At 49.3% G+C, this 14590-nt stretch carries 14 protein-coding genes; 6 read left to right on the top strand and 8 right to left on the bottom strand.

Annotation, left to right across the window (positions count from 1 at the left end):
* Window positions 1–58: 58 nt before the first annotated feature.
* The gene (locus tag G8759_RS11295) at window positions 59–1732 is read right to left on the bottom strand and encodes a UxaA family hydrolase (RefSeq protein WP_167207978.1); all 1674 of its coding nucleotides are present in this window, start codon (window positions 1730–1732) and stop codon (window positions 59–61) included.
* A 188-nt stretch (window positions 1733–1920) separates the two neighbouring features.
* On the opposite strand from G8759_RS11295, the gene G8759_RS11290 reads away from it, so the two are divergent.
* The 6 genes from G8759_RS11290 to G8759_RS11265 all read left to right on the top strand — a co-directional run bounded on the left by G8759_RS11290 (window position 1921) and on the right by G8759_RS11265 (window position 7447).
* A complete protein-coding gene (locus G8759_RS11290; protein ID WP_167218883.1) occupies window positions 1921–3081 on the top strand; it encodes an acyltransferase family protein in 1161 nt (386 codons plus the stop codon).
* A gap of 3 nt (window positions 3082–3084) precedes the next feature.
* Window positions 3085–4788, top strand: a complete 1704-nt coding sequence (gene ade / locus G8759_RS11285; protein WP_167207976.1) for an adenine deaminase — start codon at window positions 3085–3087, stop codon at window positions 4786–4788.
* Window positions 4789–4889: 101 nt separating this feature from the next.
* Window positions 4890–5489 carry an RNA polymerase sigma factor gene (locus G8759_RS11280; protein ID WP_162386425.1) on the top strand — a complete coding sequence of 200 codons (600 nt, stop codon included), beginning with the start codon at window positions 4890–4892 and terminating at the stop codon, window positions 5487–5489.
* 94 nt (window positions 5490–5583) lie between these two features.
* Window positions 5584–6855: a replication-associated recombination protein A gene (locus G8759_RS11275; protein WP_167207974.1), complete on the top strand. Its 1272-nt coding sequence runs from the start codon at window positions 5584–5586 to the stop codon at window positions 6853–6855.
* 32 nt (window positions 6856–6887) lie between these two features.
* A complete protein-coding gene (locus G8759_RS11270; RefSeq protein ID WP_167207972.1) occupies window positions 6888–7223 on the top strand; it encodes a DUF6883 domain-containing protein in 336 nt (111 codons plus the stop codon).
* Between the two features lie 11 nt (window positions 7224–7234).
* Window positions 7235–7447 (top strand): DUF4926 domain-containing protein, encoded by a 213-nt coding sequence (locus G8759_RS11265; RefSeq protein ID WP_167207969.1) that lies wholly within the window; start codon window positions 7235–7237, stop codon window positions 7445–7447.
* 46 nt (window positions 7448–7493) lie between these two features.
* On the opposite strand, the gene G8759_RS11260 is transcribed toward G8759_RS11265, so the two are convergent.
* The 7 genes from G8759_RS11260 to G8759_RS11230 form a co-directional block, all read right to left on the bottom strand.
* On the bottom strand, window positions 7494–8387 hold the full coding sequence (locus G8759_RS11260) for a hypothetical protein (RefSeq protein WP_232074211.1): 894 nt from the start codon (window positions 8385–8387) through the stop codon (window positions 7494–7496).
* Window positions 8388–8486: 99 nt separating this feature from the next.
* Complete coding sequence (argC, locus tag G8759_RS11255; RefSeq protein ID WP_167207967.1) at window positions 8487–9467, bottom strand: N-acetyl-gamma-glutamyl-phosphate reductase; 981 nt, start codon at window positions 9465–9467, stop codon at window positions 8487–8489.
* A gap of 121 nt (window positions 9468–9588) precedes the next feature.
* On the bottom strand, window positions 9589–10845 hold the full coding sequence (locus G8759_RS11250) for a glycosyltransferase family 4 protein (protein ID WP_167207965.1): 1257 nt from the start codon (window positions 10843–10845) through the stop codon (window positions 9589–9591).
* Window positions 10829–12043: an argininosuccinate synthase gene (locus G8759_RS11245; protein WP_167207963.1), complete on the bottom strand. Its 1215-nt coding sequence runs from the start codon at window positions 12041–12043 to the stop codon at window positions 10829–10831. The genes G8759_RS11250 and G8759_RS11245 overlap by 17 nt, the downstream gene beginning before the upstream one ends.
* A 157-nt stretch (window positions 12044–12200) precedes the next feature.
* Window positions 12201–12782: a hypothetical protein gene (locus G8759_RS11240; RefSeq protein WP_167207961.1), complete on the bottom strand. Its 582-nt coding sequence runs from the start codon at window positions 12780–12782 to the stop codon at window positions 12201–12203.
* 9 nt (window positions 12783–12791) lie between these two features.
* Window positions 12792–13670 carry a diacylglycerol/lipid kinase family protein gene (locus G8759_RS11235; RefSeq protein ID WP_167207959.1) on the bottom strand — a complete coding sequence of 293 codons (879 nt, stop codon included), beginning with the start codon at window positions 13668–13670 and terminating at the stop codon, window positions 12792–12794.
* A gap of 168 nt (window positions 13671–13838) precedes the next feature.
* Complete coding sequence (locus G8759_RS11230) at window positions 13839–14576, bottom strand: beta-ketoacyl-ACP reductase (RefSeq protein WP_167207958.1); 738 nt, start codon at window positions 14574–14576, stop codon at window positions 13839–13841.
* Window positions 14577–14590: the final 14 nt, after the last annotated feature.

The following is a 14590-nucleotide window of genomic DNA, read 5'->3' as shown; positions in this document are numbered from 1 at the left end:
CCGGGCAGACTGGCTAATGCGTTCGTTGCACAGATTCATTCGTTCGCTCGTTCACAATTTAAAGAGAAACACCCCGCTTCCAGGGAATAAAGTCGTCTTGACCAAGCCGCTCGGCCTGCGTAATTTCTTCACCGGAAGCCAGGTGGATAATGTATTCCAGCAAAGCGTCGGCGTTTTGCTCGATGCTCTGCTCACCATCGACAATTGGACCGCTATCGAAATCAATGACATCGGGCATCCGGTTTTTGAGCGTCGTGTTGGTCGAAATTTTAACGACCGGGCTAACGGGATTGCCAGTTGGCGTACCTAAACCAGTGGTGAACAGGATCACGTTCGTGCCAGAGCCAGCCATACCTGTTGTTGCTTCAACGTCGTTGCCGGGCGTGCAAAGCAAGTTCAGGCCAGGCGTAGTAACGGGTTCTGCATAATCCAGTACGTCGGCAACAGGCGCTGTACCGCCCTTTTTAGCCGCCCCCGCCGATTTAATGGCATCGGTAATGAGGCCATCCTTAATATTACCCGGCGATGGATTCATATCGAAACCAGACCCAACCGCTTCGGCCTGCGCCGAGTAATTACCCATCAGGTCAATAAACTTTTGAGCCTTTGCCGTATCGGCGGTGCGGTTAATAAGCTCCTGCTCTACACCATTTAGCTCGGGAAATTCGGCCAGTACGGTCTTACCGCCCAATCCTACAATAATATCTGACAGATGCCCAATGGCGGGGTTTGCCGAAATACCCGAGAAACCATCGGACCCACCGCATTTTAAGCCAACCGTCAACGCGCTCAATGGAGCAGGCTGTCGTTCAATCTTGTTCGCTTCAATCAACCCGAGAAACGTTTCTTTAACCGCCTGCGACATCAACGCATATTCCGTTCCAGCCTGCTGCTCGAACAACAGCAAGGGTTTATCGAACTTAGGATTCTGCCGCCTGATTTCGGCACCAATCATATCGGCCTGCAGGTGCTGACAGCCCAGACTTAGAACGGTTGCCCCGGCAACGTTCGGGTTATTGATAAAACCGGCCAGCAGCGAACACAAATAAGCAGAATCCTGCCGCGTACCACCACAACCCATCTCGTGCGTCAGGAATTTGATGCCGTCGATATTTTTGAACGGCCGATTTACCTGGTGACGCGTGTGATTAAGCGTTTGATTTTGTGATTCATCGACAAACGGCTCCATCTTTTTGATGATATTCATATCACCAGCCCGGTAGAGACTCAAAAGCTCATGAACCTGCTCGCGGTAGGTTTCGGGTTGTGAATAGCCCAATTCGCGCTCAAAGGCATCTTTCAGAATCAGAACATTCCGGTTCTCACAGAACACCAGTGGCACGACCAGCCAGTAGTTACGCGTTCCGACACTACCATCGGCACGATGATAGCCCAGAAACGTACGCCCTTCCCATTCCGACACGTCAGGAGGCTGCCAGGAATAAGGTTGTTTTTTGTCGAGACCATAGCGGTCAGCATCATGCTTCAGATTAAACGTCGTAATGGGCTCGCCCCGACGAATGAGCTGAGTAGCCTTCCCAACCAGTACACCATACATGGTGATCGGATCGCCGGGTTGCCGGTCTTCCGTTACAAATTTATGTTTAGCACCAACAGCATACGGAAGGTCATAAACAGTATTATCAAACTCTATTCGTTCACCGGCCGATAGATTACGCAAAGCGACAATCACATTATCGGCAGGATGAACTTTTAGCACACGGGCAGACATTAGGAAGCTATTTTTACGGTAAGAAACGCATTGGCCCGAAATATACACTCTTTCTTAAAAAACTTTACACAACACTATTGCGAATGTGGGCGGCAATCCCAAGTTTTGGTCTCGGATTTCCTTCCTTACCTATGCCTCCTTCCTTTAGTACTAATCAAACCGGTTTACCGGCGGGCCGCCTGATGTCTATGGATGCCTACCGGGGCTTCGTCATGACGCTGATGGCCGCCGAGTTGCTAAGCTTCCATCGTCTGCACGAAGCCTTTCCGGATAGTTCGTTCTGGGCGTTTCTGGCCCATCATCAGGATCATGTGTCCTGGGCAGGCTGTTCACTGCATGACCTCATTCAGCCATCGTTTTCCTTTTTAGTTGGCGTAGCTCTCCCCTATTCGGTCGCCAGTCGGGCGGCACAGGCTCAAACATTTCGTCTCCAGTTTGCCCATGCGCTTCGTCGATCGCTGATTTTAATTTTGCTTGGTATTTTTCTTCGCTCCACTCATTCAGATCAAACGTACTTTACATTCGAAGATACACTCACACAAATCGGCCTCGGCTACCCCTTCCTGTTTCTGCTTGGCAAGACGAATTCCCGAACCGTTTGGCTTGCTCTGGGACTGATTTTATTTGCTTACTGGCTGGCGTTTGTACTTTACACGCCCGGCATGGATGTGCCCGGAACATCTTTTGATTACAGCAAGGTCGGTGTTCCGGCAAACTGGCCGGAGCATTATTCAGGTTTAATGGCGCATTTCAATAAAAATAGTAACCTCGCCTGGGCTTTCGATCGCTGGTTTCTTAATCTTTTCCCGCGTAAAAGTCCGTTTGAGTTCAATGGAGGAGGATATGCAACGCTCAGCTTTATTCCAACGCTCGGCACCATGCTGCTGGGATTACAGGCTAGCCGGTGGCTTCGGTCTGGCTTATCGCCTTCTGATCTGCTGAAACGATTTCTTATTGCCGGAGCTGTTGGCCTGGCAGGAGGAGTTCTACTCCATGTTGCCGGTATCTGCCCAATTGTCAAGCGAATCTGGACACCCGCCTGGGTATTGTTCAGTGGCGGCTGGTGTTTTTGGCTGCTTGCCTTCTTCTATTACGTTATCGATGTATCGGAACGGCGTAGTTGGGCGTTTCCATTGGTTGTAGTCGGTATGAATTCGATTGCTATTTATTGTCTGGTTCATCTGATCGACCGATTTATTATTACTTCTTTTTACACGCATTTTGGCCATAGTCCATTTCAGATCTTTGGCCCTGCTTATGAACAATTGCTGGTCGGGGCTGCCACGTTAGGCATCTTTTACCTTATCCTCTGGTGGATGTACCGCCGAAAACTCTTTATCCGAATTTAACTTATGCCCACGGCCAACATTCTGAATCTCTTCGATCAAACGATCTTTTACGGCGCTCTCACCGTCGACAATGGTCGTATTGCCCGTATCGAACGACTCGGCCCCGAGCAGACTGGCGAACCATATATATTACCGGGTTTCGTCGATGCCCATGTTCACGTCGAAAGCTCACTGCTCACCCCTCCCCAGTTTGCGCGGCTGGCCGTGGTTCATGGGACAGTCGCAACCGTATCAGACCCGCACGAGATCGGAAACGTATTAGGCGTTGCTGGTGTCGAATACATGCTTCGCGAAGCCATGAGAGTACCCTTTAAGTTTATGTTCGGTGCTCCGTCCTGCGTTCCGGCTACTACTTTCGAAACGGCCGGGGCAACCATCAGCGTTCGCGATGTTCGATACCTGCTTGGTCTTAAAGAGATTGGTTATCTGGCCGAGATGATGAATTTTCCGGGTGTTCTGCACGAAGATCCGGATGTTATGAGCAAGATTGCACTCGCCAATGCCTTTAACAAACCCATCGACGGCCACGCCCCCGGTCTGATGGGCGATGAAGCGCAACGCTACATCAACGCGGGTATCAGTACCGATCACGAATGTTTTACCTACGAAGAAGGGCTCGACAAAGCTCAGCGTGGTATGTGTATCCTGATTCGTGAAGGAAGTGCGGCCCGAAACTTCGAGGCACTCATTCCACTACTGGCTGAATTCCCGGAGCAGATTATGTTCTGTTCCGACGATAAACACCCGGACACCCTCGCGGAAGGGCACATTAATCAGCTGGTTTTGCGGGCGTTAGCCAAAGGACACTCGCTCTGGAATGTCCTTCGGGCCGCCTGTCTGAATCCGGTTCTGCATTACCGCTTACCCGTTGGCCTCCTGCGCGAAGGCGACCCCGCCGATTATCTTATTGTTGATAATCTGCAAAACTTCCAGATAAAGCAAACCGTCATCAATGGCGAGGTTGTTGCCCAGAATGGTACGTCTATGCTTCCTGATTTACGGAGCGAACACGTCAATCAATTCAACTGCGAGCACAAAACGGTAGATGAGTTTACTGTTCACGCCGATTCGGAATCAGCCCTGATTCGCGTTATCGAAGCTCTTGATGGCCAGCTCATCACCAATGAACTCCATCTTGAACCCAGAATAGAGCATACGAAGATCGTAGCCGATCGGGAGCGCGATATACTCAAACTGGTTGTTGTCAATCGGTACACGAATGTTCCGCCAGCCATTGCCTTCATTAAAAACGTTGGGCTAAAACATGGAGCCATTGCATCGTCGGTGGGGCATGATTCGCATAACATCACAGCCGTAGGCTGCGATGACGAGTCTATCTGCCGGGCCATTAACCTGGTTATCGACGCCAAAGGCGGCCTATCAGCCGTATCAGGATCACATCTGCACGAGCACGATGCAGAAATAATGAGCCGACGTGAATTTTTGCATATCACAACAACACCCGAAACACAGCTGCTTCCATTGCCCGTTGCCGGACTCATGACCGACGTAGATGGTTATAACGTAGCCACACAATATGCCGCTCTGGATCAGTTCGCCAAACAAACATTAGGCAGTACATTAAAAGCTCCATTTATGACATTGTCGTTCATGGCCTTATTGGTGATTCCATCGCTGAAGTTAAGTGACAAGGGGTTGTTCGATGGTAAAACGTTCTCTTTCACCCCTCTTCAAATTGTTAAATAAGGCCACAAAAAAATTTTATTTGCCATACCATTTTAAATTCAATTTATTATCAATATGTTTACAGACTTCTTTCGCGTTCCTCAACCTATACCTACCTGCTCATGCCTCGTTCCCGTACGCAAACCGGACCTGACGACGAAACTCTTTGGAACCAGTTTCGCAGTGGCGATGAAACTGCATTCGCCCGCCTGTATCAAAACTATGTTCAAACGCTCTACCATTATTGCGCCCATTTTGCAACTGACCGAGCGTTGATCAAAGATTGCATCCATGATCTGTTTGTTGAACTCTGGAAACACCGAACAACCATCGGTCCAACAACATCAGTGAGGTTTTATCTGATGGCCTCCATTAAACGTAAATTAGTTCGTCACTTAACCGCAGAACAGAAACTAGTAAGCCAGGATGAAATAAGTAACGGTCGGCGAGTGGGTGATACCCTTCCCGGCGCAGACCCTTCTCACGAAAACCTGCTAATTGCCTTTGAAGAAGACTCTTACATGAATGACTGCCTGCATCAGGCGCTTGAAAAACTCCCCCGCCGTCAGCGTGAAGCCGTTCATCTTCGCTATTTTCAGAACATGAGTAACGAAGAAATTTCAAGCCTGATGCAAATCAATATCCAGTCTGTTTACAATCTGATTTTTGGCGCCATGAGCAATCTAAAGCGTTATATCACACCCGAAAACGTATCCCTATAACCCTGACTATTCTTAACCCCTGATTATTCCTAAACCTTTTCTGAACCCGGTAGCTACGCAAGTGGCTACCGTTTTTTGTATGTAACTTCGCCAGATGAATATGGACTCAACGCCACTGCCCGAGCGGGTTCGCCCCCGCACCATCGACGAAGTTATTGGTCAACGTAAGCTCATAGGCCCATCAGGCGCCCTGCGTCGGGCGGTCGATGCCGGACGGTTGCCATCCATGATCTTATGGGGCCCGCCTGGCGTCGGGAAAACGACCCTGGCCCTATTACTGGCCGAAGCCGTTAAACGACCATTTATCGCCCTGAGCGCCATCAATTCGGGCGTTAAGGAAATCCGGGATGTGCTGAGCCGCCCGTCGGGGATGTTTCCACCAGTAGTCTTTATCGACGAGATTCACCGGTTCAACAAAAGTCAGCAGGACGCTTTGCTGGGAGCCGTTGAGAAAGGCCAGATTACACTCATTGGAGCAACTACCGAAAACCCTTCATTTGAAGTTAACAGTGCTTTATTGTCGCGCTGCCAGGTTTACATTCTGGAAGCCCTTAGCCGCGACGAATTGATTCAGGTCGTGGATCGGGCTATTGAGCAGGATGCATTCTTGAAATCGAAACAGATTACGGTCGAATCCTACGACGCTTTACTCCGTCTGTCGGGTGGCGATGGGCGTAAACTGCTGAACCTTCTGGAATTGGTTGCTTCAGCCCACATTTCAGCCGATCCGCTGGTTATTACTGACGAAGGCGTAACAACTGTTGCCCAGCAGAACATTGCCCGGTATGATAAATCAGGCGAGCAGCATTACGACATCATTTCAGCTTTTATCAAGTCGTTGCGTGGTTCAGATCCCAATGCGGCTCTTTACTGGATGGCCCGGATGATTATAGCCGGAGAAGATCCGATTTTCATTGCCCGGCGCATGCTGATTCTGGCATCGGAAGATATTGGAAACGCGAACCCTACGGCCATGATAATGGCCTCGGAAGCCGTACAGGCGATTCGGGCGATAGGAATGCCCGAAGGCCGGATTATTCTGTCGCAGGTAGCCGTGTATCTGGCGACCTCGCCCAAAAGCAATGCTAGCTATGTAGCGATTGACGACGCCATTGCCCTGGCCGAACAGACCGCCCATCTGCCCGTGCCTCTACACCTGCGCAATGCACCCACAAAACTGATGAAGCAAATCGGTTATGGCAAAGATTATCAGTATTCACACAATCATGAAGGCAATTTTGCCCAGCAGAACTTTTTGCCTGATGATTTGAAAGGTCATAAACTCTACGAACCCGGCCAGAATGCCCGCGAGGCCGAAATCCGCCGGAGTTTACAGAAGTGGTGGGGGGAGTGGTATGGCTATTGAGTGACCAATAGTTGTTTTATTACATTTGTCCCATGCTCCTACCTTTTGCCGAAAAGGCCTATATTGACAATCAGAAATTAGTTGATTACTGCTTATCTGAGACCCATAATACTGGAAAACATAAGGCCCGCGTTTTTAAATCAGTTCTAGGACTTACTGCAACCGATTACTTCTTACTTAAGGAGACGATTTTAACGGAAATACTGTTGAACGAGGTGCAAGCGGCTGGCCCAAATCAACAAGGTGATTTATATACGGTAGACTTTACAATGACTCACCAGGGGCGAACAGCAACAATTAGAACAGCATGGATTATTATATTTAATGAATCGTTTCCCCGATTAGTCAGTTGTTATATAAACGATTAGCGCAATAAATTATGGATTCGCCCGCTTTATTAGATGTCGTTGTATTGCTCATTGATATTCCGGCCGAAAAACTGCGAAAAGGCAGTTTGGGAACGATCGTTGAGACGTTTGACAATGGCAATTTTCTTGTTGAATTTGCTAACCTAAACGGTGTTACCTACGCTATGCCTGTTTTGTCAGCCACTCAGCTAATGAAAGTATACCAGGAGCCTATTGCTGCATAAATTGAAATGCCCGCGAGGCTCAAATCCGCCGGAGTTTACAGCGAGATCAATTCGCCAAACTCAGCATTAAGCCCTGCAAATCCTGGTTTATTGACCGAACTGACGATTGGAGCTGATTAAGCATATTAGCCCGTGTATGCAGGTCGTCGGCCTGATAGTTTCCGCCCGATCCAAAATATAACTCCTGTTGACTGCTGGCTATCCCAGTCAGTACATAACCCTTCCAGCGTTGGCGTATATTGTCACTGATAGATGTCTGACCGCTATTGCTGAATGATTTTTCGTTGAGTACATACCAGACGAGCGGTGGATAAACCGACGACTGTTTAGGCTGGTACCAGAGGTCAGCCAGCAGATTCCGTTTATGCGCAAAGTAAACGGTCTTGTTAGACGAAAACGCAGCAAGTCCACCGGCTGTAGCACTGACCAGGCCACCCGATATGCCTACAATTTTGGTTGCGTTATCGGCCTCAATGAGTGCAGTAGCTACCGTTGTGATTGCACCAACAACAACCGAAAAAATTGTCAAACGGCGAATGCGCTGGGTATCTTTCTGGTCCAGGTAAGTAGCCAATTGATCGGCGCGTTCGCCTTCACAATCCAGTTCGGCTGCAACGCTCGACAGTTCCGTCGATGCCAGCGATAAGCGCTGCTGAATTTGCTGTCGTTTTATAACCTGCTCTAAGCGTACATCCGTTGTAAGCACCCGTTTATCTAACTGATTCAGTTCCCGCAATAAAGGCAAAACGCCTGTGGCATTAGCCATGAGCAAATCATGTCGCGTATACCGGTTGGTTAGGCTGGTATCGATCCGCAGAATAGAATCAATGTCGGGCCGGGGAAAGTCGGCCGGGTTGTAGGTATACTGCAAAGCGGGAGCGCAGTAATCGCTCCCGGATTTTGTTTGCGGATAAAGTTCTTTAGTTGAACGACAAGCCACTAGCAAACTAACCAAAGTAGCTATCAATAAAGCTCTTACCAGCAAGAATTGCATATAAGTTCAGCCAATATGACCGGGTAACCTGATACGATTCGCGTCCTAAAACGCTACGGATTTCAATCGTAGCCCCGTGTCTTCGGGTAAGCCAAAAACCAGGTTCAGATTCTGAACAGCCTGACCAGCCGCCCCTTTGGTCAGGTTATCAATGACACTTGTGATCAATAATTGCCCGTCGTGGAGTTCGAGATGCAGAAAGCATTTATTCGTATTCACCACCTGCTTTACATCGACCGGCGAATCGCTTACGTGTGTGAATGGGTGATTGGCATAGTAAGTCTTATACAACGCTTTAGCTTCATCCATCGTACCCGCAAACGGTGTATAGACATTGGCCATGATTCCGCGTGTAAAGTCGCCCCGGTAGGGTATGAAATTGATCGCGTGGTTAAAAGCCGGGTCGAGTGTTGTTAAACTCTGACGGATTTCGGTCAGGTGCTGATGCGTAAATGCCTTATAAATCGAGATGTTATTATTGCGCCACGTAAAGCCCGTGGTAGGTACGAGAGCCTGCCCTGCACCGGTGCTGCCCGTAATGGCACTAACCTGAATATCATTCAGCAAAAGATTCGCTTTGGCCAATGGCAGCAGGGCCAGTTGTATACTGGTTGCGAAACAACCTGGATTAGCAACACGTGTAGCTTCCTGAATCCGTTCGCGCTGAAGTTCGGGCAAGCCATAAACGAAATCATCGTGCTCATCGCGAAAATCGGTGCTAAGATCGATTACGGTAATGTCGTCTGAAATTTCATTTTCGGCCATGAACGTAGCGGATGCGCCATGCCCTGAGCATAGAAAAACAGCGTCCAGCCCGTCCTGAGCCAACAGAACCGCAGGTTCTTCTCCCGAAAACGTCAGGTCTGTATCACCCAGCAGATCGGTGTGCGTTACCCAAACGGGTTTTCCCGCCTGGCTTTTGCTATGCACAAAAGCTACGTTAACAAATGGGTGATTAATTAGAATTCGAAGCAATTCGCCACCCGTGTAGCCAGCTCCACCAATGATACCAACATTCAGTTCCATACTATCTTGAGGGGTCGGTCAATGCGTCTTCCAACCCGTAGTTCAATTGTTTTCCTGACTCTTGTCTTTAGCGTCGAGTCATACACCACTCAAAAGAAGAATCGTTTTCCCGACTAATCCATTAGCCAAGAATACGTTTGTATAAGACAACGTGTTCTGCGGTGAATTTGTCCCATGAAAACAAGGTTGCCTGTTTTAACCCTTTTGCCCTCAACTCTGCCTGGATCGACGGCGACTTTACCACTGAAGTTATAGCCTGGCAAAGCGCATCGGTATCGGTTGGCGAAACGCGAATAGCGGCATCGCCGACAACTTCCGTAATGGCCGGTATATCGGACGTAATGACCGGCAAGCCGCATTGCATAGCTTCTAACGGTGGCAGGCCAAAGCCTTCGTATAAAGAAGGATAAACGAATGCCGTTGCTCCTCCATAGAGGGGGGCCAGCTCTTCGTCCTGTACAAAACCCGTAAAGATCAGCCGGGATGCTAACGCTGGGTTTTTACTGGCTTCTGCCATAATCTCATCAAACTTCCAGCCTTTGGTACCGACCAATACCAGTCGTACATCAGCGGGCAGCTCTCCTCCATCGACCAGTTGACCAAAACATCGAATGAGATGGGCAATATTCTTGCGCGGCTCCAGCGTTGCCAGGCTCAGCAAATAGGGTTCATCGCCAATGCCTAACTTTTGCCGCACAGCCCGTTTGCGATCTTCGTCAACAGCGGGATAAAACAGCGCTGGTGAAGCCGCCAGCAAAATCGGAACGACTCGCTTAGAATCGAAACCCGTATGCTCGCAGAAGTCGTCTTTTGTTGCCTGCGAAATGGTCGTTACCCAGGCATCGGCCGGAAGCGTCGCCAGCACCTGCTTCACGGTTTGTTCGCCGGAAGTAAACCACTCCGGGTGCAAAATCGGAATCATGTCATAGACGCTCTGTACGACTGGTATACGCTGATTTTTGCGCAGAACTTCGGGAACCGGGAAAAAAGTAGCGTGGTATACGGATTGAGCGGGCAACTTATCAACGGAAAAACGCGACACGTCCCGCCCAAAGGTGCGACGTGTCCGATAAGCAATTTCCCGAATGGCTTTAGACGGTTTACTATCGGGAGAGAAAGGTTCCAGCAGGCTGTTTTCAAACCGTGCCAGCGACTGCTCGCCAGAGGCATTTGCAAACGACGGAACCCGGTTTCCAAACGCCGTTTGCGCATAGCGCATCGTTTCGGCCAGATGTGTCGGTGCAGCCAACAGCAGGTTAACGCCATCAGCCTGTTGCAGCCCAGCGACTAACTGTTCAACAACGCGGCTGATGCCGGTTCGAGCCTGCCGGTGATAAAACCCAATACCCAGCGGGCTGGCGTCAAGAATTATGTTCACGGATTTTCTCGTAAATCATGACCTGATTCGAAGCTACTTTCGAGAAGCCCCGCACGTCGTCGCCCGTCCAGGCGTTATTCATTTCACCGTAACTACCGAAAACCGACGACATGAGGTCATAATCTGATTCGATACCCAGTACCTGGAAACGGTAAGGTGCCAGCTGCACATGGACTTTACCTGATACGTGGCCCTGAGTATCGCTCAGGAAGGTTTCAATGTTCCGCATAACGGGGTCCATAAACTGCCCCTCATGAAGCATCGTGCCATACCAGTTGGCCAGTTGCTCTTTCCAGTACATCTGCCATTTACCCAGTACGTGTTTTTCGAGCGTGTGGTGCGCTTTGATTAAAATCAATGGAGCCGGTGCTTCGAAACCAACACGACCTTTGATACCAATGATGGTGTCGCCAACGTGAATATCGCGGCCAATGCCAAAAGGCCCTGCCAGCTCCGTCAGTTTACGGATCGCATCGACGGGATTGGCAAACGTTTCGTCGCCGATCGTCGACCCGGCGATTGCCTTGATTTCACCATGCTGAAAGGTCAGCGTAATGGTTTCGGGCTCCGTTTTTGAAACCTGTGTAGGCCAGGCTGATTCGGGCAGGAATTGATCCGATGTAAGCGTTTCTTTGCCGCCAACCGATGTACCCCACAATCCTTTGTTGATCGAATAAGCTGCTTTATGCCATTCCTGAACAACACCTTTTGCTTTCAGGTACTCAATTTCGGCTTCGCGTGATAAGCGCAGGTCGCGGATGGGCGTGATGATTTCGGCATCGGGAATTATGATCCGGAATGCCATATCGAAGCGCACCTGATCATTACCTGCTCCGGTCGAACCATGAGCAATGGCGGTTGCACTAATTTCCCGAGCGTACTCAGCTGCTGCTATAGCCTGGAAAATCCGTTCGGCACTTACGCTTAGCGGGTAGGTATTGTTTTTCAGCACGTTACCAAATACCAGAAACTTCAGACATTGCTGATAGTAGTCATCTGTTTTTGATATAGTCGCGTGAGATTTTACACCTAATGAGTAGGCACGCTCTTCGATAGCCTTGATTTCGGCATCCGAAAAGCCGCCCGTATCGACCAGTACGGAATGAACTTCCATGTCCCGGTCTTCGGACAAATATTTAACGCAAAAGGAGGTATCGAGGCCTCCGCTGAAGGCAAGAACTACTTTTTTCTGAGACATTTAGACATTGGACACCGGACACTGAACCGCTATTAGGTCTGCCTGTCCGCCATCAGGATAGTTTTGGAGGGGCAAATATCGGGCTTTCAGCGTTATGTTGCGCCAATGAATTTGTTATCGTTTTTAATTGGCAGTCAGATTAGCTGTTTTTAATCGTCTACTCATCAACTTTAACGTTTCGAAGTTCGATTCGCCGGGGAGTTGAATCGAAACGCCACTGTTCGCCATAGATCGATTTATACCCGATTTTTATGCGAATTTCTCCTCTTCCAATCGCTTCATCAACCCAACGGGCTGCGTATTTATGATCAATAGAACAAAGCTCCACAACCTGCCCCGCTGTAATGACTCGTGTCGGCCAAAAATCGCTCTTTGTCATCACAAAACCGGTAAAATCCGATGCTTTGGCCTGGCCCCTCTTTAACTTTTCCTCGACAATGGCATTGGTTATCTCCCGCATGTCATGAAACGGTTTACCTTTATAGGTAAGCTCAGTTTTCTCGATAATAGCAGGTCCGACACCATTGTTGACAAATACAAAAGCCAGATGCCAGGATTTATCATCACCGCCGTTGTTGAGATAGCTATCCATAATCGGCATCACCGATGCATAGTGTTCAGTCCGTTGCAGGTAAGCCTGATAGAAGGTGATACCGATGGCACAAAAGCTGGAAATAACCGCCAGAATACTCAGATATGTATCGAGCGTAACGACTAGTTTACGGGTTGATCTGGCCATAGAATATAATCATAACAGCACCAATAAACTCCCGGGTACTATTCGAACCTCGGCCTTCCCGTCGGGCAATGTCAACGGTTCGCCATCGGCATGAATAAGCAACGGCCCTTCGGCCTGAACAATAGCTTTCGTAATGGATCGGCCGCGCCAATAGGCTGATTGATCGATTGTTTTATTAAAAAGTCGCCAGGTTAAAATACCGGTAGCCTGTGCCGGGAAAGGCCGTATTTCACATTGTTCCAGCCGCCCATCGGCAATATTGGCTTTGGGTGCCATCCAGGCATTGTTACCAAACTGACCGGCATTGGCAAACGTAAGCGAAAACAGTTCTTTTTCCTGACCATCGAGTAAAAATCGTGTCGGTTTATAAGCCCAGAATGCCCGAAATGCGGTTCGCATATAGGTAGGCAGACCACGAACGGCCTGCTGTGCAAACGCATGGGCAACATGAGCCTCGAAGCCCAATCCGGCGGTACAGAAAAATGGATGCTCGTTGATTTCGGCACTATCAATCACTACGGGTCTGCCGTGCAAGGCTCGCTCAACGGCTTTCATCGGATTGAGTGGAACGCCCAGATGTCGAGCCAGTCCATTTCCCGACCCGATCGGCACAATACCAAGCGCGGTGGCTGATCGACGTAATGCCTGCGCCGTTTCATTAATTGTACCATCTCCGCCAATGGCTAATACCCGGCTAAAACCCCGCAGAACGGCGTCGGCTGCCAATTCCGTTGCATGACCAGCATGGGCGGTCATGGCAACTTCGGGAGCATAACCGAGTGCCTTGGCCTTACGCAGAAAGGCATCACGCAATAAGGCTTTCTGCTCGGCAGTCGTTGTGCCCGACAGCGGGTTTATGATGGCCAGAACGGACGATAAAGTGGCCACTCAGGAAAAGAAAATAAAAAGTATGAGAATAAAAACGATAATAAACACATAGTACCAGCCATCCGAAAAAATATATGGCTTATACTCCCTGTAGAATTTTCTGATTCGGTTCATAGGTGCGTCATGCTGAATCCTTCCGTAAAGGTAATCAGTTTGTAGGATTCGGTCTTACAGAGCTTGCCCACCATTAACGGCCAGAACATGCCCATTCACAAATGAAGCTTCGTCTGATGCCAGATACAAATAAGCATAGGCAATATCCTGTGGTTCACCGATACGCCGAACAGGAATTGTGGACACAGCCTGTTTTTTAACCTCTTCTGGCATGGCCTCTGTCATCGGTGTTCGGATGTAGCCCGGCGCAACGGCATTGGCCGTGATGCCTTTCGGGCCGAGTTCTTTCGCCCACGACCGAACCATACCAATAATTCCGGCTTTGGCAGCCGCATAGTTCGTCTGGCCAAAAGCTCCGTGAACGCCGTTTATAGACGATGTGCAGATGATCCGACCATATTGCTGCTCGACCATATAGGGCGCAATGACTTTCGTACAATTGAATACACCCGTCAGATTCACATCAATAACCTGTTGCCATTCAGCAAATGACATTTTGAGCAGGGTTTTGTCGCGCGTAATACCGGCATTATTGATTAGAATGTCGATGCGGCCATATCGGTCAAATACCTCACGGGCAGCCGCTTCAATACCGGGTACATCGGTCGTGCTGACTTTCATAAAATCAGCACGAAAACCCTGATTTTGCATCGATTGGGCTGTTACCTCGCCTTCGTCGAGCAAGTCCCAGATAATGACGGTGGCTCCTTCACGGCAGAATAAGTCAACAGCTCCCTGGCCAATACCCCGAGCCCCGCCCGTGATAATAGCAACTTTGTCCTGTAATCGCATGACCTAGAAATAAA

The organism is Spirosoma aureum (assembly GCF_011604685.1).
Classification (GTDB): domain Bacteria; phylum Bacteroidota; class Bacteroidia; order Cytophagales; family Spirosomataceae; genus Spirosoma; species Spirosoma aureum.
Note: the sequence above shows the minus strand (reverse complement) of the source record. Positions and strands in the feature narration are given on the sequence as shown.